This window comes from Streptomyces sp. 3MP-14 (assembly GCF_006334905.2).
Lineage (GTDB): Bacteria > Actinomycetota > Actinomycetes > Streptomycetales > Streptomycetaceae > Streptomyces > Streptomyces triticirhizae.
In genome coordinates, this window is the sequence record NZ_VDLZ02000013.1 from 26,586 (window position 1) to 45,541 (window position 18,956).

Annotated in this window: 18 protein-coding genes and 1 riboswitch; of the genes, 9 read left to right on the plus strand and 9 right to left on the minus strand. The window is 73.5% G+C overall.

The window, feature by feature from the left end; translation table 11 throughout:
• Nucleotides 1-87 precede the first annotated feature (87 nt).
• From FH609_RS21010 to thiC, 4 genes are all read right to left on the minus strand, one after another.
• Nucleotides 88-891: a serine peptidase gene (locus FH609_RS21010; RefSeq protein ID WP_139669956.1), complete on the minus strand. Its 804-nt coding sequence runs from the start codon at nt 889-891 to the stop codon at nt 88-90.
• On the minus strand, nt 888-3,545 hold the full coding sequence (locus FH609_RS21015) for a WD40 repeat domain-containing protein (RefSeq protein WP_139669958.1): 2,658 nt from the start codon (nt 3,543-3,545) through the stop codon (nt 888-890). The genes FH609_RS21010 and FH609_RS21015 overlap by 4 nt, the downstream gene beginning before the upstream one ends.
• 105 nt (nt 3,546-3,650) lie before the next feature.
• A complete protein-coding gene (locus FH609_RS21020) occupies nt 3,651-4,898 on the minus strand; it encodes a caspase family protein (protein ID WP_139669960.1) in 1,248 nt (415 codons plus the stop codon).
• Nucleotides 4,899-5,087: 189 nt separating this feature from the next.
• Entirely contained in the window at nt 5,088-6,743 is a 1,656-nt protein-coding gene (thiC, locus tag FH609_RS21025; RefSeq protein ID WP_139669962.1) for a phosphomethylpyrimidine synthase ThiC, read from the minus strand.
• Nucleotides 6,736-6,847: riboswitch (TPP riboswitch) on the minus strand. (Overlaps the previous gene by 8 nt.)
• A 34-nt stretch (nt 6,848-6,881) precedes the next feature.
• Between thiC and FH609_RS21030 the strand changes: the two genes are divergently transcribed.
• On the plus strand, nt 6,882-8,435 hold the full coding sequence (locus FH609_RS21030; protein WP_139669964.1) for a YibE/F family protein: 1,554 nt from the start codon (nt 6,882-6,884) through the stop codon (nt 8,433-8,435).
• Here FH609_RS21030 and FH609_RS21035 read toward each other — a convergent pair.
• On the minus strand, nt 8,404-8,613 hold the full coding sequence (locus FH609_RS21035) for a DUF5326 family protein (protein ID WP_122183643.1): 210 nt from the start codon (nt 8,611-8,613) through the stop codon (nt 8,404-8,406). The genes FH609_RS21030 and FH609_RS21035 overlap by 32 nt on opposite strands.
• A 215-nt stretch (nt 8,614-8,828) precedes the next feature.
• On the minus strand, nt 8,829-9,146 hold the full coding sequence (locus tag FH609_RS21040; protein ID WP_139669966.1) for a cupin domain-containing protein: 318 nt from the start codon (nt 9,144-9,146) through the stop codon (nt 8,829-8,831).
• Between the two features lie 48 nt (nt 9,147-9,194).
• Between FH609_RS21040 and FH609_RS21045 the strand changes: the two genes are divergently transcribed.
• The 5 genes from FH609_RS21045 to FH609_RS21065 all read left to right on the plus strand — a co-directional run bounded on the left by FH609_RS21045 (nt 9,195) and on the right by FH609_RS21065 (nt 12,932).
• The gene (locus FH609_RS21045) at nt 9,195-9,566 is read left to right on the plus strand and encodes a phage holin family protein (protein WP_139669968.1); all 372 of its coding nucleotides are present in this window, start codon (nt 9,195-9,197) and stop codon (nt 9,564-9,566) included.
• Between the two features lie 32 nt (nt 9,567-9,598).
• Entirely contained in the window at nt 9,599-10,108 is a 510-nt protein-coding gene (locus FH609_RS21050; RefSeq protein WP_139669970.1) for a low molecular weight protein-tyrosine-phosphatase, read from the plus strand.
• Nucleotides 10,109-10,115: 7 nt separating this feature from the next.
• Entirely contained in the window at nt 10,116-11,066 is a 951-nt protein-coding gene (locus FH609_RS21055; RefSeq protein WP_139669972.1) for a fructosamine kinase family protein, read from the plus strand.
• Nucleotides 11,067-11,166: 100 nt separating this feature from the next.
• Complete coding sequence (locus FH609_RS21060) at nt 11,167-12,315, plus strand: cystathionine gamma-lyase (protein WP_139669974.1); 1,149 nt, start codon at nt 11,167-11,169, stop codon at nt 12,313-12,315.
• Nucleotides 12,316-12,434: 119 nt separating this feature from the next.
• A complete protein-coding gene (locus FH609_RS21065; protein WP_139669976.1) occupies nt 12,435-12,932 on the plus strand; it encodes an NUDIX domain-containing protein in 498 nt (165 codons plus the stop codon).
• 88 nt (nt 12,933-13,020) lie between these two features.
• On the opposite strand, the gene FH609_RS21070 is transcribed toward FH609_RS21065, so the two are convergent.
• The gene (locus tag FH609_RS21070; protein WP_139669978.1) at nt 13,021-13,878 is read right to left on the minus strand and encodes a pyridoxamine 5'-phosphate oxidase family protein; all 858 of its coding nucleotides are present in this window, start codon (nt 13,876-13,878) and stop codon (nt 13,021-13,023) included.
• A 79-nt stretch (nt 13,879-13,957) separates the two neighbouring features.
• Nucleotides 13,958-15,178 carry a globin domain-containing protein gene (locus FH609_RS21075; RefSeq protein WP_139669980.1) on the minus strand — a complete coding sequence of 407 codons (1,221 nt, stop codon included), beginning with the start codon at nt 15,176-15,178 and terminating at the stop codon, nt 13,958-13,960.
• A gap of 228 nt (nt 15,179-15,406) precedes the next feature.
• Here FH609_RS21075 and FH609_RS21080 point away from each other — a divergent pair, with 228 nt between their 5' ends.
• Nucleotides 15,407-15,856 carry a GNAT family N-acetyltransferase gene (locus FH609_RS21080; RefSeq protein ID WP_139669982.1) on the plus strand — a complete coding sequence of 150 codons (450 nt, stop codon included), beginning with the start codon at nt 15,407-15,409 and terminating at the stop codon, nt 15,854-15,856.
• Between the two features lie 59 nt (nt 15,857-15,915).
• Here the strand turns inward: FH609_RS21080 and FH609_RS21085 are convergent, their stop codons facing one another.
• Complete coding sequence (locus FH609_RS21085; RefSeq protein ID WP_139669984.1) at nt 15,916-17,367, minus strand: serine hydrolase domain-containing protein; 1,452 nt, start codon at nt 17,365-17,367, stop codon at nt 15,916-15,918.
• A 146-nt stretch (nt 17,368-17,513) separates the two neighbouring features.
• Here FH609_RS21085 and FH609_RS21090 point away from each other — a divergent pair, with 146 nt between their 5' ends.
• Together FH609_RS21090 and FH609_RS21095 are read left to right on the plus strand one after the other, a co-directional pair.
• A complete protein-coding gene (locus FH609_RS21090; protein ID WP_226961854.1) occupies nt 17,514-18,083 on the plus strand; it encodes a DUF2269 domain-containing protein in 570 nt (189 codons plus the stop codon).
• A complete protein-coding gene (locus FH609_RS21095) occupies nt 18,080-18,952 on the plus strand; it encodes a GNAT family N-acetyltransferase (protein WP_139669986.1) in 873 nt (290 codons plus the stop codon). Before FH609_RS21090 ends, FH609_RS21095 begins: the two co-directional genes overlap by 4 nt.
• The last annotated feature ends 4 nt before the right edge of the window (nt 18,953-18,956 follow it).

Below are 18,956 nucleotides of genomic sequence, written 5' to 3' on the forward strand. Positions count from 1 at the left end.
GCGCGCTCCCGCACCGGGAACGACCGTTCCCGTGGCGGCGGGCGACGAGGGTGCCCGTGGCCGGCGGGAGGGCCCGGTGCCCCGGACTTACTGCCCGCGCGGGACGGCGAGGATGTCCCGCACGACGGAATGCCCCAGATAGTCGAGGACGTTGTGCGGCCACAGCGGCGCGACGGAGATGTCGTCGACCGACTCGACCCCGGCGAAGACCCGGGCCAGCCGGCCGCGCGGGATGGCGACGAAGTCGCCGACGTCCGCGACGTTGACCCAACGCGACACCCCGGCCGGCCGCGCGCCCACGCCGGCGACCGGCGGCGGTTGGAGCCGGTCGAAGATCGCGGCCGGCAGCGCGAGTGGCGAGCCCAGGGTGAGGAACAGGTCGACGCGCGGCTCGGGCAGCCGGTGCAGGGCCTCGTAGGCGACCACGCTGCCCAGCGAGTGCGCGATGACGATCCTCGGCCGGTGCCGCTCCAGCGCCCGCACGACCCGATCCAACACCTGTTCCCGCGCCGGGGCGCCGAAGTACCGGGTGACCTCGGGGAAGAACAGCCGCACGGCGCGTTCGACCACCGCCGGAGCGACCCCGGCCCGCTGGGCGACCTGCCCGCAGACCCAGCGCAGCCAGCCGGTCGCCCGCCCCTGGACGGCGCTGGTGTCCACGCCCCAGGCCGCCGCCCAGCGGGTCACGAACTCCGCCTCGGCCTCGTCGAGTTGATCCCCCTGGCGCTGACCGCGCAGGAGGTCGGCGTAGTACGCCGTCCGCAGGTCGAGCCCGGCCTCGGGCCCCAGCGCGGCCACCCACGCGGCGCGCAGCCGCGCTGCCCCCGCCTCCGGGTCGGTGTCGCCGGCGCGGTAGTTCCGCACCCCGTGTATCCCCAACGCCCGCGTCACGCCGGCACCTCGAAGACGGCCAGCACGCCGCCCACCACCACGGCCAGCCGGTCGGGACCCGCGAACTCGAACGAGTCGGCCCGCTCGGGCAGGGCTATCCGGCCCACCTGACGGAGGCCGCGGATGTCCCAGACCGTGATGGCCCAGACCAGATCCTCGGCCCGCTCACAGACCTGGAGGGCGATCAGGGAACTGTCCGAGGAGAAGCAGAACTTGTCCTCCGGCCCGCCGAACAGGGGGTGTATCTCGGTCACCGGGAAGGCGCGGTCCTCGTTCTCCAGGCGGGTGACGACCGGTTGTCCCCCTGCGGAGCGGACCAGATGCAGACCGCCGTCGTTGGTGTAGGCGGCCAGTGTCTCCCCGTCGGGGGAGAAGCCGACCTGCCAGGGGTTCGCCCGCGTCCCCAGGGGAACCGAGCCGAGCCGACCGCCCCCGTCCAGGTCGAGGAGCGACAGCTCGCCCTCGCCGTCGAGGACGGCCACGCGCCCGGCGGTCGGCGAGCTGGCGACCCTGCGCGGTTCGAGCAGCAGCCGGCGCTCCCCCGGCGCCTCCCGGTCGGTCACCCGCCACAGCCGGACGGTTTCGTCGTCGGCGACGCTGACCAGCAGGAGCGGGTCGCGCGGGCTGAACACCACGTCGTTGATGCCGGCGGTGTGCCCGTGAAGCGTCGCGGTGACGGCTCCCCGCTCGACAGCGCAGATCTGGATGGTGTCCTCGCAGGCGACGGCCATCCGCGTCCCGTCCGAAGTGAAGCCCACGGCGCCGCTGATCGACTGGTACGGCTGGGCCACCTCGTGGACCGGCTCGTAGCCGTCCGTGGAGAGCACGACGGTGTCCCCGTCGCTGTCCACGATCACCAGATGGCGCCCGTCGGGCGAGAAACCCACCGCGTTCACCCAGCCCGAGAAGACGATCCCCGGCTCCTCTCCCTCGGCGCGCGGCTCCCAACTCCTCGTGTCGTACAGCCGCACGCCGGCGTGCCCGGCGACGGCCAGGACCGGCTCCTCGGGATGGAACGACAGCCCCTCGACATGGTCCTCGGGAAGGAGTTCCACCACGTGCGACGGCTCGTCCCCGGTGAGATCCCACAGGGTGACGGTGTGGTCGGCGCCGCCCGTCGCCAACAGCCCGCCGTCCGCCGAGAACGCCAGGACGGCGCCCTGGCCGTGCCCGGTCAGCTGTTCAGCCTGTCTCTCCTCGCCCGCGACATCCCAGAGGAGAACGCCTCCCGGACCGCTGCTGCCCGCCGTCCCGGCGGCGAGACGGCGGCCGTCCGGGGAGAAGGCCACGGAGTTGCACCGACCGTCGCCCCGAAGATCCCATCGCGCCACGGGCTGCCAGGCGTCGGTCTCCCAGAAGAGGACGGCATCGAACGTCCCGGCGGCGAACACCGCGCCGTCGGGGGAGAAGGCCGCGCACTGCGCGCTGCCGCCGCCGGCGATGGTGAGCTGCCGGAAGCTGTGGTCCTCGGTGCCGCCCGTCGCCCAGCTCAGCGGGAGCGCCCTGGCGCCGTCCCGGGGGGTCAGGCTCTCGGCGAGCTGCCCGAACTCGACCCGCCAGGCCGGGAGATGCAGCCGGTAGGCGTCGAAGGCGAGCCGCGCCGCCCGGTCCGCCGCGCTGCCGAACCGCGCGTGGGCGTGCCAGGACATCCCCAGCAGCCGCAGGCACTCCTGGGCCTCGGGCGAGCGGACCAACTCCAGGGCACGGGCGTCCTCGTCGAGGTCGAAGCGGACCAGGAAGCGCGGCTCGGTCAGCAGCCGCTCGGCCCACTCGACCGAGCCGGCCGCCCAGACGTGCGCCAGCGCGTGGCTCAGCAGATACGGCTCGGCCTCCGCCCAGGAATCGCCCCGATCCGCCGGCTCGCCGTCCGCCGCCTCGCCGGTCTGCGGCGCCAACAGGCCGTCGAGCAGCGCGCGTTCCACGGCGCGCTCCTCTTCCCCCTCGCCCAGCGGGGTCTTCTTGCTGTGCGGAAAGCGCCGCAGGTAGTCCGCGAGGCCCTGGTGGAAGAGGCGGTAGAGGGCCACCCTGGTCGTCGGCTCGATGCCGGTGCGCAGATAGGGCGACGCCTCCCGAAGGGTGCGCTGGCAGTCCTCCTCGGAGACCCCACCGGGGCCCGACGCGACGACCACGGCGAGGCAGCGGCGCAGCACCGTCAGGGGCATCCCGTCCCCGCGCGAGCGGGCGAGGACCGCCAACAGGGGTCGCAGCAGCGGGAACTCGGCCGCCCTGGTGTCCAACACCCGCTCCAGGATCTGCGGCAGGTCCCCGGTGGCGCGCTCGGCGTGGGCCTCAGCGTCGATGGCGTTGCCCGGCGGGTTGGGCAGGGTCACCAGGTAGTGCGCGAACATGCCCGCGAGGAGGAAGGGGCCCCAGGCGCGGCCCTCGTGCTCGCGGCGCACCAGCCTGGGGGCGGCGATCTCGGCGATGAGGTCCACGTACGCGGCGGCCGGGCCGGTGGCGTAGGGCTCGCTGGCCCGCAACAGCCGGGCGAGGTAGTCGCGGACGTCCTTCCCCACGGTCTCCGTGGCGACGGTGTCGAGGTCGACCCAGCCGATCTCCTCGGGGCTGAACTCCGAGGGGGGCGGCAGCACTTCGCGGCGCGCCCCCAGCAGGAAGCGGCACGGCGCCTCGTCCGAGCCGGCGATGCTCCGCACCAGGGCGAGCACCCGCTCGGGCTCGGTGCTCTCGTCGACGGCGTCGACAACGATCAGCCGCCGACGGTCCTCCCGACGCAGCGCCTCACGCAGCAGCTCGGCACTTCACTTCCGACCGCCGCCCTCACGGACGGCCTCGCCAGGGTCGTCGTCCGGCCCCGTCTCCGGCTCCGGCATCGCCAGGCCCGCCCGGTCGGCGATCATCTCGACGAGCTGCCCGGCACCGCGCTGGCGCGCGTGCAGGGCGATGAGGCCGGGGATCTCGGGCAGTTCGGGGTCGGCGGCGGTCCACAGCGCGCGGAACCGGTCCCGGATCTGGGGGTGCCCGGCGCAGACCACCGCCCCGATCAGCCCCGACTTCCCCGAGCCGGCCTCGCCCGTGACGGCGAGCAGCGGGGTCTCCTCCGCCAACCAGGCGCGCACGGCCGCGAGCTGCTCGACCCGGCCGCTGAAGAAGCCGTGCGCCCTGTCGGTGGAGACCAGCCCCCGGCCCGAGGCCCGGTCGACGAAGTACTCGGCGTCGTCGATCTCCGAGCCGGCCGCGATCTGGGTGCCCAGATCCTGCCCGGGGACATACCAGAACGATCTGCGCTGCTCCTCGATCTGCTCAGGGGTGAGCTGGATGGTGCGCGGGTTGGGCAGAAACGGCCAGTCCCCGTCGCCCTGTTCGAGGCTGAAGCCGGTCGAGATCCGCCATCGGCCGCGCTCGGCCGTGGTCAGGGCCAGCAGCTCGCGGACGAACCGCGCGAAGTCCAACGGCCCGGCGTCCAGCGCGAAGTCCGTGTCGGCGAGCCGGTGCAGGGCTCTGGCCACCCAGCCGCTGAACCGGCCACCCTCCGTGGGCAGCCCGCTGACCGCCGCGCCCAGCGACCAGACGCCGCGCTCGCCGCCCAGCTCCGTGACCGACTGGCGGCCGGTCGCCGCGCCCGCCTCGCACGTGTCGACCAGGAAGACGAAGCGCCGGTCGGCCGGGCTGAGCTGGGCCTCCTCCTGCGCCGTCGCCATCCAGGAGGCGACATCGACGGTCCGCCCGTCCCGCCCGATGAACCGCAGCTGACCGTCGGCGTCGGAGCGCCCGTGCCCCGACAGGTGAACGACCAGCAGCTCGGGCGCCGTCGTCGGGTCGGCCGGCTCGATCCGGGCGCGGACCGCCTCGTCGATCTGCCTCCTGGTCGTGTCGCGCACCGAGCGCACCGGGACGCCGAACCGCTCGAAGGCGCTGGCCACCTCCGCCGCCCGCTCCGCGACGAAACCCAGGTCCTCCCAGTCCACCCCCTCGTCGAAGGCCCCCACCCCGATGGACAACACCTCGACCGACACCCCGCCGACCGGCAACGCCCCCACACGCGACACCGCTCCACCCCCTGTCCCGCTGAATGTCCCGCTGAATGTCCCGCTGACGCCTCGTCATCGAGCCGAGCCAACTCACCGACGAGCGTACCCGCCATCACTGACAGTCACCAACGGGTGGGCTCGGGCGCGGAACGGCGCCGGTCCCGGGTGCCCGGGACCGGCGCCGTTCCGGTACGTGACCGGGGCCGCTCAGTCGGTCAGCGGCAGGTACACCCGCTGGCCCGACTCCGCGAACTCGCGGGACTTCTCCGCCATCCCCCGCTCGATCTCGTCAGTTGCCAACTGATCGACCCCGGCTTCGAGTTGATTGCCGAAGTCCGCCCGGATGTCCTGGCTGATCTTCATCGAGCAGAACTTCGGCCCGCACATCGAGCAGAAGTGAGCGGTCTTGGCCGGCTCCGCCGGCAGCGTCTCGTCGTGGTAGGCGCGGGCGGTGTCCGGGTCGAGGGAGAGGTTGAACTGGTCCTCCCACCGGAACTCGAACCGCGCGTCGGAGAGCGCGTCGTCCCAGAGTTGGGCGCCCGGGTGGCCCTTGGCCAGGTCGGCGGCGTGCGCGGCGATCTTGTAGGCGATGACCCCGGCCTTGACGTCGTCCCGGTCCGGCAGCCCCAGATGTTCCTTGGGCGTCACGTAACACAGCATCGCGGTACCCCACCAGGCGATCATCGCGGCGCCGATGGCCGAGGTGATGTGGTCGTAGGCGGGCGCGATGTCGGTGGTCAGCGGGCCCAGGGTGTAGAACGGCGCCTCCCGGCAGATCTCCTGCTGGAGGTCCACGTTCTCCTTGATCTTGTCCATCGGGACGTGCCCCGGACCCTCCACCATCGTCTGGACGTTGTGCTCGCGCGCCACCGCGCACAGCTCGCCCAGCGTCCGCAACTCGGCAAACTGCGCCGCGTCGTTGGCGTCCGCGATGGAGCCGGGGCGCAGCCCGTCGCCCAGCGAGAACGTGATGTCGTAGGCGGCGAGGACCTCGCACAGCTCGGCGAAGTGCGTGTAGAGGAAGCTCTCCCGGTGGTGGGCCAGGCACCAGGCCGCCATGATCGAGCCGCCCCGGGAGACGATCCCGGTCTTGCGCCGCGCGGTCAGCGGCACATAGCGCAGGAGCACCCCGGCGTGCACGGTCATGTAGTCGACACCCTGCTCGGCCTGTTCGATCACGGTGTCGCGGTAGACCTCCCAGCTGAGTTCCTCGGCCTTCCCGCCGACCTTCTCCAGGGCCTGGTAGAGCGGCACGGTGCCGATGGGCACCGGCGAGTTGCGCAGCACCCATTCGCGGGTGGTGTGGATGTCCCGCCCGGTGGACAGGTCCATGACCGTGTCGGCGCCCCAGCGGGTGGCCCAGGTCATCTTCTCCACCTCCTCGTCGACGGAGGAGGTGACGGCCGAGTTGCCGATGTTGGCATTCACCTTGACCAGAAAGTTTCGGCCGATGATCATCGGCTCGCTCTCCGGGTGCTGGATGTTGACCGGCAGCACCGCCCGGCCGGCGGCGATCTCGTCGCGGACGAACTCGGGAGAACGGTTCTCCCGCAGCGCCACGAACTCCATCTCCCGGGTGATCTCGCCCCTTCTGGCGTAGGCCAGTTGGGTAACGTCCCGGGTCCCGTCGTTCGCCCGTTCCTCGATCCACCGCCGCCGCAGCGCGGGCAGCCCCGCGCGCACGTCGCACTCCACCTCGGGGTCGGTGTAAGGACCCGAGGTGTCGTAGAGGGTGACGCTGTTGCCGTCGGTGAGGTGGACCCGTCGCACCGGCACCCGGATGTCCGGGCGAGATCCGGTGAGATATCCCTTGTGCGCGCCGATGACGGGCGTGCTGGACGCGCCTGTTCGCTGATCGGTCATCAGACCTTGCTCCCTACGCCGGCATTACCCGGTAACAGGTTCGGCGGTCGGCGCAGCCGCAGCGCCCTCTCAGCCTCGTGCTCGAAGCTCCCGCGATGACGATTCTTGCCCCTCCACGCTAAGGGCACGACGGCGGCGATGAACAGGGGGCCTGGTCGCTTAGGCGATGATCGGACGGTGACCTCCCCTCAGGACCCCTCTCAGGACCCCGCTCGGGACCGCCCTCCGGACCCCGCTCGGGACCGCCCCCAGGACCCCCGGTACCCGCTGGACCCCCTGGACCCGCACGCGCACCCGCACGGCCACACCCACCAGCACGGCCCGGTGCCGCCCGTCTCGGACCATCTGCGGCGGGTGATAGCCGCCGTGTTGGTGCCGTTCGGCGTGGCGATGGCCGTCGGCCTGGTGCTGCTCTGGCCGGGCGGCGCGCCGGAGCAGCAGGAACGCACCGGCGTCGGCTTCGACCAGCAGCACGAGGAGGCGTCGGTCACCGAGCTGACCGAGCACCCCTGCGAGGACCTCGGCGTACAGGTGCAGCGCGGAGCCAGCGGGCCGTGCGAGCAGGCCACGGTGGAGGTGACCAGCGGACCCCACGTCGGGCACACGTTCACCGAGGTCGTGCCGCCCGACGCGACCAAGCGCTTCCACGAGGGGCAGAAGGTCGTCGTCGCCTACGCACCCGAGGCTCCGGAGGAGCTGCGCTACAGCGTGGTCGACGTGGACCGCGAGGTGCCGATGCTGCTGCTGGGCGCGCTGTTCGCGCTGGTGGTGGTGGCGGTCGGCCGGCTGCGCGGCCTGTTGGCGCTGGTCGGCCTGGTGGCCAGCTTCCTGGTGCTGACCCTGTTCATCCTGCCGGCCGTGCTCCATGGCTCGAACCCGCTGCTGGTCGCGGTGATCGGCGGCAGCGTGATCATGTTGGTGACGCTCTACCTCTGCCACGGGGTCAACGCCCGAACGTCCGTGGCCGTGTTGGGCACGTTGGTGTCGCTGCTGCTGATCGGTCTGCTCGGCTCGCTCTTCATCAGCCTGGCGCATCTGACCGGGAACACCGACGACCAGACCGGCCTGGTGCACAGCCTCTATCCGGACATCGAGATCAGAGGTCTGCTGCTCGCCAGCATCCTGATTGGCTCGCTCGGCGTGCTGGACGACGTGACGGTGACGCAGACCTCGGCGGTCTGGGAGCTGAAGCAGGCCGCGCCGACGGCGGGTTGGCGGAAGCTCTACTCGGCGGCGATGCGCATCGGTCGGGACCACATCGCCTCGGTCGTCAACACCCTGGTGCTGGCCTACGCGGGCGCGGCGCTCCCGCTGCTGCTGCTCTTCAGCATCGCGCGCAGCGGGGTGACGACGGTGGCGTTCAGCGAGCTGGTCGCCGAGGAGATCGTGCGGACCCTGGTGGGGTCGATCGGGCTGGTGGCCTCGGTTCCGGTGACGACGCTGCTGGCGGCGCTGGTGGTGAGCGCCGACCGACCGCCCCCTGGACCGGCCGGCGGGCGAGGGTCGACGACGAGGAACGGGCCGTTCGACGCCGGGACTTCGACGGGCGGCGGAGCGCCTTCGACGGGAGGGACGGTCCCGGGCCCCTCGACGGGCGGGACGGTCCCGGGAACGCGGGGCAGGGGCTGGGGCTGGGGCGCGCGACAGGGACGGCGGCGGGCTACCAACCCCCGCCGGAGGAGGAAGAGGTGAACTTCCGCACCACGAAGATCAGTACGGCGATCACGGCGACAAAGAGCAGAATCCGGAAGACCAACCCGATCACCCAGGTGAGGACGGAGATCAGCAGGCCCCCGAAGACCACCAGCGCGATGGCGGGGATGGCGATCCACCGCACCCACCACGGCAGTGTCATAAAGGCTTCCTTCATGGCCCGGGCTCCTGTTCGCACACATGTCGTCCGCCGGGCGGAGGCCCGGCAGCGTGATAACTCGATAACTCGATGCTAAGCGCGCACCGTGCCCTCCGGGAGTCGCACCGGCCCCAGTCCTCCCCTGACCGTTCCCTGAGGCGAACCCTGAGAGCGGGGCCGGCCCGCACCCGGGGCCGCCCCGCGCCGGCCGCCGGCCGGCGCGCTCCCGGTGATCAGCCCTCGGGCGGCGAGAACACCACCAACACCCGCAGATCCTCCGTGATGTGGTGGAAGCGGGCCGCCGCCCCGGCCGGAACGTAGACCACGCTGCCGCGCGCCACGACCGTCGTCTCGTCACCCACGGTCATCGAGGCGCGACCGCTGACCACGAAGTTGATCACGTCCTGGGGATGCGGACGCTGGGTGTCCGACGCGCCAACATCCAGCGCGTAGAGGCCAGCGGACATCCTGGGCTCCCGCAGGAAACGCAGGTAGGCGCCGTTGTGCGCGGCGCGCTCCAGGTCAAGCCGGTCCAGCCGGAACTCCTTCATCCGCTCATTCCCCTTGCGCAGCCGGTGCCATCTGAAACGATCTCCCGTATGACAACCATCTTCGTGAAGCTCATCGCCAACGCCGTGGCCCTGGCCGCCGCCGTGTGGCTGGTGAACGACATCACTATCGGTGAGCCGGGCGAGAGCACCGGCGGCAAGGCCGTGACGCTGCTCATCGTGGCGCTGATCTTCGGCGTGGTGAACCTCGTCGTCAAGCCCGTCGTGAAGCTCTTCGCCCTCCCCCTGCTGATCCTCACCCTCGGGCTGTTCACCCTGGTGATCAACGCCCTCATGCTGCTGCTCACCGACTGGCTGTCGGGCGACAGGTTCGAGGTCGAGGGCTTCGGTTCCGCGGTGTTGGGCGGGCTGATCATCTCCATCGTGTCGTGGGCGGTCAACCTCATCCTGGATCGCGACTGAATCCGGCCGTGCGGGACCGAGGACCGACCGACATGTATCGCATCTGCTTTGTGTGCTCCGGCAACATCTGCCGCTCCCCGATGGCCGAGGTCGTGCTGCGCGCCCGGCTGGTGGACGAGGGGCTGGACACCGGCATCGTGGTGGACAGCGCGGGAACGGGCGGCTGGCACGCCGGGGAGCCCGCCGACCCGCGCGCGGTGGCCGCCCTGAACGCCGCCGGCTACCCGGCCGGGCCCGGCGACCACACCGCCCGCCAGTTCGACGCCTCCTGGTTCGACGAGTGCGACCTGGTGATAGCCCTGGACCGGGGGCACCACCGGGAGCTGACGCGACTGGCCCCCGACCGGGTCGCGGCCGAGAAGGTGCGGCTGCTGCGCGCCTTCGGCGACATCGGCCCGGTGGCCGCCTCAGGCGCCGAACTCGACGTCCCCGACCCCTACTACGGGGACGACGAGGGCTTCGCCGACTGCCTGGACATCATCGAGACCGCCCTGCCCGGGCTGCTGAAGACCGTCAGGGAACGGACGGGGGCGGTCGGGTGAGACGGCCATGACCGGCGCCGCGCCCGGCGCGCACCAGGCGGGGACCGGGAACGGGCGCGCGCCCGGCGCGAACGAGGCCGGCGGCGGCGCGCTCGGCGAGCGGGTGGCGCGGGTCTGCGGCGGCGCGCTCGCCGGCCCACCGCGCCGGGTCACCGGCGGCGACATCTGCGAGGCCCACCGGGTCCAACTCGCCGACGGACGCACCGTCTTCGCCAAGACCAGGGTGGACGCGCCGGATGACTTCTTCACGGCCGAGGCCGCCGGCCTCGGCCTGCTGCGGGCCACGGGCGCGGTCGCCGTTCCCGAGGTGCTGGCCGCGCTGCCCGGGCTGCTGGTACTGGAGTGGGTCGAGCCGGCCGGGCCGACGCCGGGCCAGGCGGAGCTGCTGGGCCGCCAGCTGGCCGCGCTGCACGCCACCCCCGCCCCGCACTACGGGGCCTCGGGCCCGCTCTATCTGGGCCCGGTGCCGCTGTCGGCCCCGGAGCCGGTCGACGATCCGGCGGTCTGGCCGGCGTGGCACGCGGCCCACCGGCTGCTGCCGCTGCTGCGGCTGGCGGTGGACCACGGCGGCATCGGCCAGGGCGACGCCCGGGCGGTCGAGGAACTCTGCGCGCGCGTAGGGGAGTTGGCCGGCCCGCCGCAGCCGCCGGCGGTGATCCACGGCGATCTGTGGTCGGGCAACATCCTGTGGACGGCGGAGCAGCGGCCGCTGCTGATCGACCCGGCGGCGCAGGGCGGGCATCCCGAGGCCGACCTGGCCGTCCTCGAACTCTTCGGCTGCCCGCACCTCGACCGGCTACTCGCCGCCTACCGGGAGGTCAGGCCGCTGCCGCACCGCGCGGCGTTCGTCCCGTTCCACCAGTTGCAGCACGTCCTGGTGCACGCGGCGCTCTTCGGCGGCTCCTACGGGCCGGCGGCCGGCGAGACGGCGCGCCGGGCGTCGCGCGCCGCCGGCTGAGCGCCCCCGCCACGCCGCGCCCGCCCGGCACCGTGCCGCGCGCCGTACACTTGTGCGGCGAAATCAAGCCAGATGCGGACAACACGGCGGGAGAGCAGCGATGACCGGGGACGGAACGCGGGCCGTTCGGGCCGGACTGCCGGCGGTCGAGCCGTACCAGCCGCCGATGCCGCCGCCGGTGCTGGCCGCCCACTACCACCTGCCCGGCGACCCGGCGGTGGCCCCGTTCGGCTACGGCCGGGAGAACAACCCGACCTGGGTCGCGCTGGAGCGCGCGATCGCCGAGCTGGAGTCGCCCGAACCCGAGGACGGCGCGCAGGCGCTGGTCTTCCCCTCGGGGATGGCCGCCATCTCGGCCACCCTGCTCAGCCTGACCCGCCCGGGCGACTCCGTGGTGCTGCCGTCCGACGGCTACCAGATCTGGCCCAAACTGCGGCAGCGCGCCGAGGAGCGCGGCGTGCGCACCCACACCGCGCCGACCGGGGGCGACGGCCAGCTGGCCGCGCTCGCGGCGGCCAGGGGCCGGGGGGAACGGGTGCGGCTGCTCTGGCTGGAAACCCCCTCCAACCCGGGGCTCGACGTCTGCGATATCGCCCGCCTGGCGCGCGAGGCGCACGCGCAGGGCGCGTTGGTCGCCGTGGACAACACCCTGGCGACGCCGCTCGGCCAGCGCCCGCTGGAGCTGGGCGCCGACCTGGCCGTGGCCAGCGGCACCAAGGCGCTCAACGGGCACGGCGACGTGCTGCTCGGCTATGTCGCCGCGCGCGACCCGGAGTTGATCGACGAGATCAGGCAGTGGCGCACCGTGCTGGGCGCCATCCCCGGCCCGCTGGAGGCGTGGCTGGCACACCGGGGCCTGGCCACGCTCCAGCTGCGCGTCGCCAGGCAGGCGGAGAACGCGCTGGCCGTGGCGCGGGCGTTGGCCGCCAGGCCCGAGGTGACCGGGCTGCGCCACCCGGGGCTGCCGGAGGACCGGGACCACGCGCTGGCCGCGCGGCAGATGCGGTTCTTCGGCTGTGTGGTCTCGTTCACGCTGCCCGACCGGGAGCACGCCGAGCGGTTCCTGGCCGCGCTGCGGCTGGTGGACGACGCCACCAGCTTCGGCGGGGTCAGGTCGACGGCCGAACGGCGCGGCCGGTGGGGCGGGGACGCCGTTCCCGAGGGCTTCGTCCGGCTGTCGGTCGGCATCGAGGACCCGGAGGACCTGGTGGCCGACATCCGCCGGGCTCTCGAAGCGGCCGCCGCCTGATCGCCTCCGCACCCGATGAGGCCCGGCGGGGCCCGGCGGGCCCGAGGGCCCGCCGCGTGCGCCCGGGCGCACGACCAGCCGGAGGTTTCGCGGTAGGGCGCACGGGCCACATGAAACCCATGGACCTGGCACAACCCGTGGTCAAGCGCACCGCACGGGCCATCCTGCTGGACGGCCCCGAGCTGATCGTGATCAAGCGCGTGCGGCCCGGCAGTCCGCCCTACTGGATCACCCCCGGCGGCGGCGTGGAGCCCACCGACCCCAGCGTGGTCGCCGCCCTGCACCGCGAGGTCTTCGAGGAGTTGGGGGCCAGGGTCACCGACGTGGTGCCGGCGTTCGTCGACACCGTGCCGCACCTGCCCGAGCCGGGGGAGAACGTTCCGCCTGGCCTGAAGGTGCAGCACTTCTTCGTCTGCCGGCTGGTCTCGATGGACCCGGCGCTGCGGCACGGCCCCGAGGTGACCCAGCCGCGCGGCACCTACGAGATCGTCCGGCTGCCGTTCACCCCCGACGGGCTGGCCTCGGTCGATGTGGTGCCGCCCAGCCTCAACGCCTATCTGAGCCGGAACATCGCCGGCATCCACGCCCTGCTGGCCCCGGACTTCGTCCGCGCCTGAGCCGGCGCGCGCGACCCACGGGCCGGCGCGCGCCGCCATTCCCGCAACGCCCGGCCGCTCCGCCAACGCCCCGTCCGCCCGCGCCCGTTCAGTCGAACCAGCCGCCGCCCGACGGGGACGCGGACGAACTCCGGCTCTCCACCCGGCGCGCACGCTCCAGCGCGCGCAGCGCCTCCGCGCGCCACTCCGCCGCATCCGGCGGCGGCGGACCGACGACCGGCGGCGCGGTCGCGGCGGGCGTGCGGACCGGCAGCGGGGGCGGCGGGTCCAGCTGGTGCAGTTCCCTGGTCCGCCGCACCTGCGCCTCCCGCGCCGCCCCGAAGAAGTCGCCGCCCTTGCGCCGCGCGTCGTCGGTGCCCCAGTCGCGCGCGCTCCGCTTCGGCGCCTTCACCAGGTGCGGGATGTGCTTGGCGCAGTGGATGTACGCCTCCTCCACCTCCAGGCGCACCCAGATGTCCGTGCGCCGCCCCGGCACCGAGTCGACCGGCAACCAGGGGTGGTGCGCGCGGAGTTCGGCGTCGTCGGCCATCCGCGCCCGGCCGTTGACGTGCAGCCCGATCCGCGCCCGGTCGAAGTCCAGCAGGAGCAGCCCGGCGTGCGGGTTCTCGGCGAGGTTGCCCAGCGAGGCGTGCACGCCGTTGCCCCGGTACTCGGGCCAGGCCAGGGTGCGGGCGTCGAGCACCTGGAGGAAGCCGGGTGGGCCGGCCCGGAAGGTGTTGTCGCACTCGCCGTGCCGGTCGGCGGTGGCCAGGAAGAACATCTCGGCGGCGGCGACGAACTCCCGCATCCGCTCGTTGAGATGATCCAACACCTGGTCACGGTAGAAGCGGTCGGCGCGCTGCGTCGTGCCGAGTCGGGTCTGGAGCGCGTGTTCGCCGTCGCTCCCCGGACGGTCGGCGCGCTGGGCCAGCTCGGCCGGCCATCCGTTTCCCGCAGTCCCTGGCATGGTGCTTACTTTCTGAGGTGGCCGAAGTTGACGGTGGTGGTGGGGGGTTGGCGTCGTCGGGGCCCCGGGCGGGGCCGCGTCAGAGCGCCTGGGGGTGCGAGGCGGCGGGGCCGGTGTGGTCGGGGACCAGCGAGCCCACGAAGTCGTGTCTGATCCGCTCGGCCGGGATGCCGCTGGAGACCAGCGCGTCCACGCCCTTGCGGATCATCTGCGGCGGCCCGGAGAGATAGCCGTCGAACTCCCGCCAGGGCCCGAGCTGTCGCACCGCCTCGGGCAGTTGGCCCGCGAGGCCGACGGAGGAGTACTCGGCGACCACGGGTCTGACCGCGAGCCAGGGGTGGCGCCGCTCCAGGTCCAGGAAGGAGTCCAGGTCGTACAGCTCGTTGTCGCGGTTGGCGCCGAAGAAGACCTCGACCTGGCGGCGGTGGCCGTGCTCGGCGACGTCCTCGACCAGCGCCTTGATGGGCGCGATGCCGGTGCTGCCGCCGAGGCAGAGCAGGCCACGGTCGGAGCTGTGGTCCAGGATCATCGAGCCGGCGGGCGCGCCCAGCCGCAACACGTCGCCTGGGCGGGCGCGGTGCACCAGCGAGCGGGAGACCCAGCCGGCCGGGACCGACTTCACATGGAAGGACAGCAGCCCGTCGGGGCGCGGCGACGAGGCGAACGAGTAGGACCGCCAGACCCGGGGCCACCAGGGCGTCTCGATGCTGGCGTACTGCCCGGCGCGGTAGGCGTAGGGCTGGTCGGGGCGGACGGTGACCACGGCCACGTCGTGCGTGCGGCGCTCGTGCGAGACGATCTCGGCGTCCCACCACGGCGGGGCGACCGCCTCGTCCTCGGCGGCGGCGTCGATCATGGTCTGTGACATCAGCGTGTAGGCGCGGACCCAGGCCGCCTCGGTCTCCGGGTTCCAACTGCGCGGGGCGTAACGTTCCAGCGCGTACATCAGGGCCTCGCCCACCAACGGGTACTGATCGGCCCTGGTGCCGTATTTCCGGTGGCCCCGGCCGAGATCCCGCAGATAGCGCAGCAGCGTTTCGCTGTCGTCGATATGTTCCGCCGCCGTGAGCAACGCCCCGAATATCCGGTCGCGTTGCGCGTCCATGGCTGCGGGGAACATGTCGCGAAGATGTGGACTGTAAGTGAAAAGCAGAGCGTAGAAGTAGGAGGTCGCCTCGTCGGCGACCGGCCGTATCTCCGCCAGCGTGCGCCGGACGGCCAGCGCGTCGGGTGACGGCTGGGCGTCACGCCCCGTCTCGCGCCGTGCGGTGGCACCTTCGTTGGCCGATATAGCGGTCATGCCCTGCCTCGCCTCACTCAACTCCCGGTCGCACAGCGTGTCAGCCCGCTCACCGGAAGCGGAGCGGTTAACCGGAAACCGGCCAGCGAGCCCCCCAGACCTCATAAACTGAACGGCTTGCCCGCCCCGATGCGGGACTGACCTTACCGTTATACGGCTGATACACAAGTCCCGAGTTGAGGTGGGGGGTTCACCCCCTTCCTAACGGCTTTTCCTAGGCTGTCCCGCATGGATATCTTTCTACGTCCCGCGACTTCCGCTGATGTGCCGGAAATCGTCGCCATGCTGGCCGACGACGCCCTCGGCGCCGGCCGGGAGGACCCGTCCGAACTGGGCCCCTACCACGCGGCGTTCGCCCGCTTCGCCGAGGACCCGAACCAGCGGCTGCTGGTCGCCGAGGAGAACGGCGAGGTGGTCGGCTCGCTCCAACTCGCCATCCTCTTCGGGCTGTCCCGGCAGGGCGCGTCCCGGGCGCTGATCGAGGCGGTGCGGGTGCGCTCGGACCGGCGGGGCGCCGGCGTCGGCAGCTGGCTGGTCCGGGAGGCCGTCGAGCTGGCCAGGCGGGAGGGGTGCGCGCTGGTCCAGCTGACCTCGGACGCCAGCCGCGCGGACGCGCACCGGTTCTACGAACGGCTGGGCTTCCGGGCGACCCACGTGGGCTTCAAGCTCGCGCTGTGACTCGGGCTGTGACTCGCGCTGTGCCATGCGCCGTGCACGCCCGGGCCGCCCGCCCCCGTTCAGGCCGTCCAGCCGGCCGGGTCGGCGCCGCCCGGCACCGGCGCGCCCGGCTCGTAGGGCTCCCGGGTGAACACGAAGGTGCCCAGGTCGAGATGGCTGATCCGGCCGTCGCCGGCCCGGTGAACGGTGAGCCGCTCGCCGGCGAAGTACCCGTCGAGGCCGAGCCATTCGGACTCGCCCAGCCTGCGGAACGCCGAGGCGCGCCCGCCGCCGGCGCCGGCCGGCCGGAGCGAGACCGCGCCCCGGGCGCCGAGCGCGAGCACATAGCCCTGCGTGCCCCAGAACCAGCTGCCGGTCAGCGGCAGCAGCGCCCGGGTGGCCTCGACGTCGGCGCCGGCGGCGGGCCGCCAGGGCGCGGGGAAGGTGGGTTCGCGCCGGCGCAGGGTGGCGAGCAGCTCGCGCGTGAGGGCGCGCACGCCGGGGCCCGAGGTGGCGTTGGCCACCACGGCGACGCCCGTGCGCTCCTCGGGGTCGAGCCAGAGCCCGGCGAGAAAGCCGGGCATCGAGCCGCCGTGCCCGACCAGCGTTCGGCCGTCCTCGCGGGCCAGTTGCAGGCCGAGGCCGTAGACCGTCGGCCAGTCGCCCGGCTCGGGCGGCACGGCCGGGGCGCGCATCTCGGCCAGGCTCTCCTGCGCGAGCACCGCCGGGTCGCCGTCGAGGAGGAAGGCGGCGAACCGGCCCAGGTCCCGGGTGGTGGACCACAGTTGGCCGGCCGGCGCCATCCGGCCGGTGTCGACGGCCGGCTCCGGCTGCCGAAGGTCGGCGTGCGGGTGGACGGCCCAGCCGCACACCGCCGGCTCCTCGGCCGCGTAGGAGGTGTCCGCCATGCCCAACGGCTCCAGCACCTCGCGGCGCAGCGCGGCGAACCACGGCTCGCCGCGCAGCCGTTCCACCAGGGCGCCGAGCAGGGCGTAGCCGGGGTTGGAGTAGTGGAAGCGCCGCCCCGCCGGGTGCCGGGCCGGCTCAGGACCGAAGATGTCCGGAAGTTCCGGGCGCAGTTCTCCCGGCGTGCGCTCCCACCAGGGGCCGCGCGCCTCGGCGGCCAGGCCCGCGGTGTGGGAGAGGAGTTGGGCGACGGTCGCGCCGGAGCCGTGCGGCGCCGGCAGCCAGCGGCCGATCGGCTGGTCGAGGTCGATCAGCCCCTCGTCGCGCAGCCGCAGCACCAGCACGGCGGTCAGCGTCTTGGTGATCGAGCCGATGCGGAACCGCACCCGCTCCGGGCCGGCCCCGGCGGGCAGCTCGCCGACGCCCCCGCTCCAGACGGGCGCCCCCGCGCGCACCACCGTGGCAACGAGCGCGGGCGCGCGCCCCTCCGCCTGACAGACCGCCACCCGGTGCGCCAACTCCCGCCGCGTCTCGGGCAGCAGGTCGGTGAACGGCGCCCCCGGGTCGGCGAAGGGCTGGGGGCGGGCGGCCTCGGCGGCGCCGGGCGAGGGGTTCTCGGTGGTCATGACGCCCACACTTACCGCACCCGCACCGCACCGGCTACTCGGCGGCGGGTTCGGCGGCCTGCTCGGCGACCTACTCGGCCGCGAGTAGGCCCGGTTACTTCCCCGGGCAGACGCGGCGGACGGGCCCGTGGCGGGACCGTGCTGGCATGGCACAGCTCCCACGGCCCGCGCGCCGCACCGTTCTCATCGTCCATGTCGTCGTCTCGGTCGGCTGGCTGGGCCTCGCCCTGTGCCTGCTGGTGCTGGGCGTGGCCGGCGCGGCCGGCAGCGAGGAGACCGCCGACGCGGCCTACCGCTCCATGAAGATCTTCACCGACTGGCTGCTGCCGCCGCTGATCGCGCTCACCCTCGCCTCCGGCCTGGTGCTCTCGCTGGGCACGCCCTGGGGGCTGGCCCTGCACCGCTGGGTGTGGACCAAGTTCTGGGTGAGCCTGGGCGCCGCCACCGCCTCGCTGCTGGCGCTGCGCTCCGGGGTGAACGAGGCGGCCGGCGCGGTGGCCGCCGGGGAGACGGTCACCGACCCGGCCTCGCTGATCGCGCCGCCGCTGGTCTCGTTGAGCCTCTATGTCTTCCTCACCGCGATCTCGGTGCTCAAGCCCTGGGGCCTGACCCGGCGCGGGCGCCGGCTGCGCGCGGCGCGCACCACCACGCGCGGGGGGAGCGCGCCGAAAAGTGGTGGCCGGCCCGTCCCGGCCTCGGCCAGTCTGAGCCGGTGACCTCACTCGACGACCTGCCGATCCGGCTCCTCACGCCGGCCGACCTGACCGCCTGCCTCGACCTCGCGGAGGAGAACGCGTGGGAACGCGAGGAGCACAGGTGGCGCCTGTTGCTCACCTCGGGCCAGGGCTACGGGATCGACGCGTCGGCCGACGACCCGGCCGGCGGTCTGGTGGCCGCCGTGATCCGCACCTCCTACGCCGACCAGTGGCACGCGGTCGGCATGATGCTGGTGGCCCGCCAGCGGCAGCGGCAGGGGCTCGGGCAGCGCATGATGCGCCGGGTGATCGGGGACGCGGCGGGCGCCCCGGTGCTGCTCACCGCGACCGACCAGGGGCGCGGCCTCTATGAACGGCTCGGGTTCAAGGCGGTCGGCGGCATCACCACGGTGCGCGGCACCTTCGTGCCACCGCCCGGGCCGGCCGGGGCCGACGGCGTGACGGTGCGCCCGGCCACCGCCGCCGACCTGCCGGCGATCCTCGCGTACGACCGGCCGGCCTTCGGGGCCGACCGGACCGAACTCCTCGCCAGGCTCCCGTCGTTCGCCGACCGGTTCCTGGTCGCCGTGGGGCCGGGCGGCCGGCTGGTCGGCTACGGCGCGGCCTGGCCCAACGTCACCAGCACCTCGGTCGGGCCGCTGGTCGCCGACGACCCGGCGGTGGCCAGGGCCCTCCTCACCCCGCTGGCGCTGGACACGCCGACCCGGGCGCGGTTCGACGTGGGGGACTGGCACCCGGAGTTGGCCGCCTGGCTCGCCGAGCGGGGCCTGGTCGAGGCCGCGCGCACGGAGCTGATGATCCATGGCGCGGCCCAGCCGCCGGGTGACCTCGGGCGCCGGTACGCGCCGTTCTCGATGGCGCACGGCTGAGGCC

Excerpts from the sequence above, each read along its gene's own strand:
- FH609_RS21060 (WP_139669974.1), top strand. The coding sequence starts at position 11,167 with ATGACCGGGGACGGAACGCGGGCCGTTCGGGCCGGACTGCCGGCGGTC.
- thiC (WP_139669962.1), bottom strand. The coding sequence starts at position 6,743 with ATGACCGATCAGCGAACAGGCGCGTCCAGCACGCCCGTCATCGGCGCG.
- FH609_RS21050 (WP_139669970.1), top strand. The coding sequence starts at position 9,599 with ATGTATCGCATCTGCTTTGTGTGCTCCGGCAACATCTGCCGCTCCCCG.
- FH609_RS21045 (WP_139669968.1), top strand. The coding sequence starts at position 9,195 with ATGACAACCATCTTCGTGAAGCTCATCGCCAACGCCGTGGCCCTGGCC.
- FH609_RS21090 (WP_226961854.1), top strand. The coding sequence starts at position 17,514 with ATGGCACAGCTCCCACGGCCCGCGCGCCGCACCGTTCTCATCGTCCAT.
- FH609_RS21075 (WP_139669980.1), bottom strand. The coding sequence starts at position 15,178 with ATGACCGCTATATCGGCCAACGAAGGTGCCACCGCACGGCGCGAGACG.
- FH609_RS21070 (WP_139669978.1), bottom strand. The coding sequence starts at position 13,878 with ATGCCAGGGACTGCGGGAAACGGATGGCCGGCCGAGCTGGCCCAGCGC.
- FH609_RS21080 (WP_139669982.1), top strand. The coding sequence starts at position 15,407 with ATGGATATCTTTCTACGTCCCGCGACTTCCGCTGATGTGCCGGAAATC.
- FH609_RS21065 (WP_139669976.1), top strand. The coding sequence starts at position 12,435 with ATGGACCTGGCACAACCCGTGGTCAAGCGCACCGCACGGGCCATCCTG.
- FH609_RS21035 (WP_122183643.1), bottom strand. The coding sequence starts at position 8,613 with ATGAAGGAAGCCTTTATGACACTGCCGTGGTGGGTGCGGTGGATCGCC.
- FH609_RS21055 (WP_139669972.1), top strand. The coding sequence starts at position 10,116 with ATGACCGGCGCCGCGCCCGGCGCGCACCAGGCGGGGACCGGGAACGGG.
- FH609_RS21030 (WP_139669964.1), top strand. The coding sequence starts at position 6,882 with ATGAACAGGGGGCCTGGTCGCTTAGGCGATGATCGGACGGTGACCTCC.
- FH609_RS21085 (WP_139669984.1), bottom strand. The coding sequence starts at position 17,367 with ATGACCACCGAGAACCCCTCGCCCGGCGCCGCCGAGGCCGCCCGCCCC.
- FH609_RS21040 (WP_139669966.1), bottom strand. The coding sequence starts at position 9,146 with ATGAAGGAGTTCCGGCTGGACCGGCTTGACCTGGAGCGCGCCGCGCAC.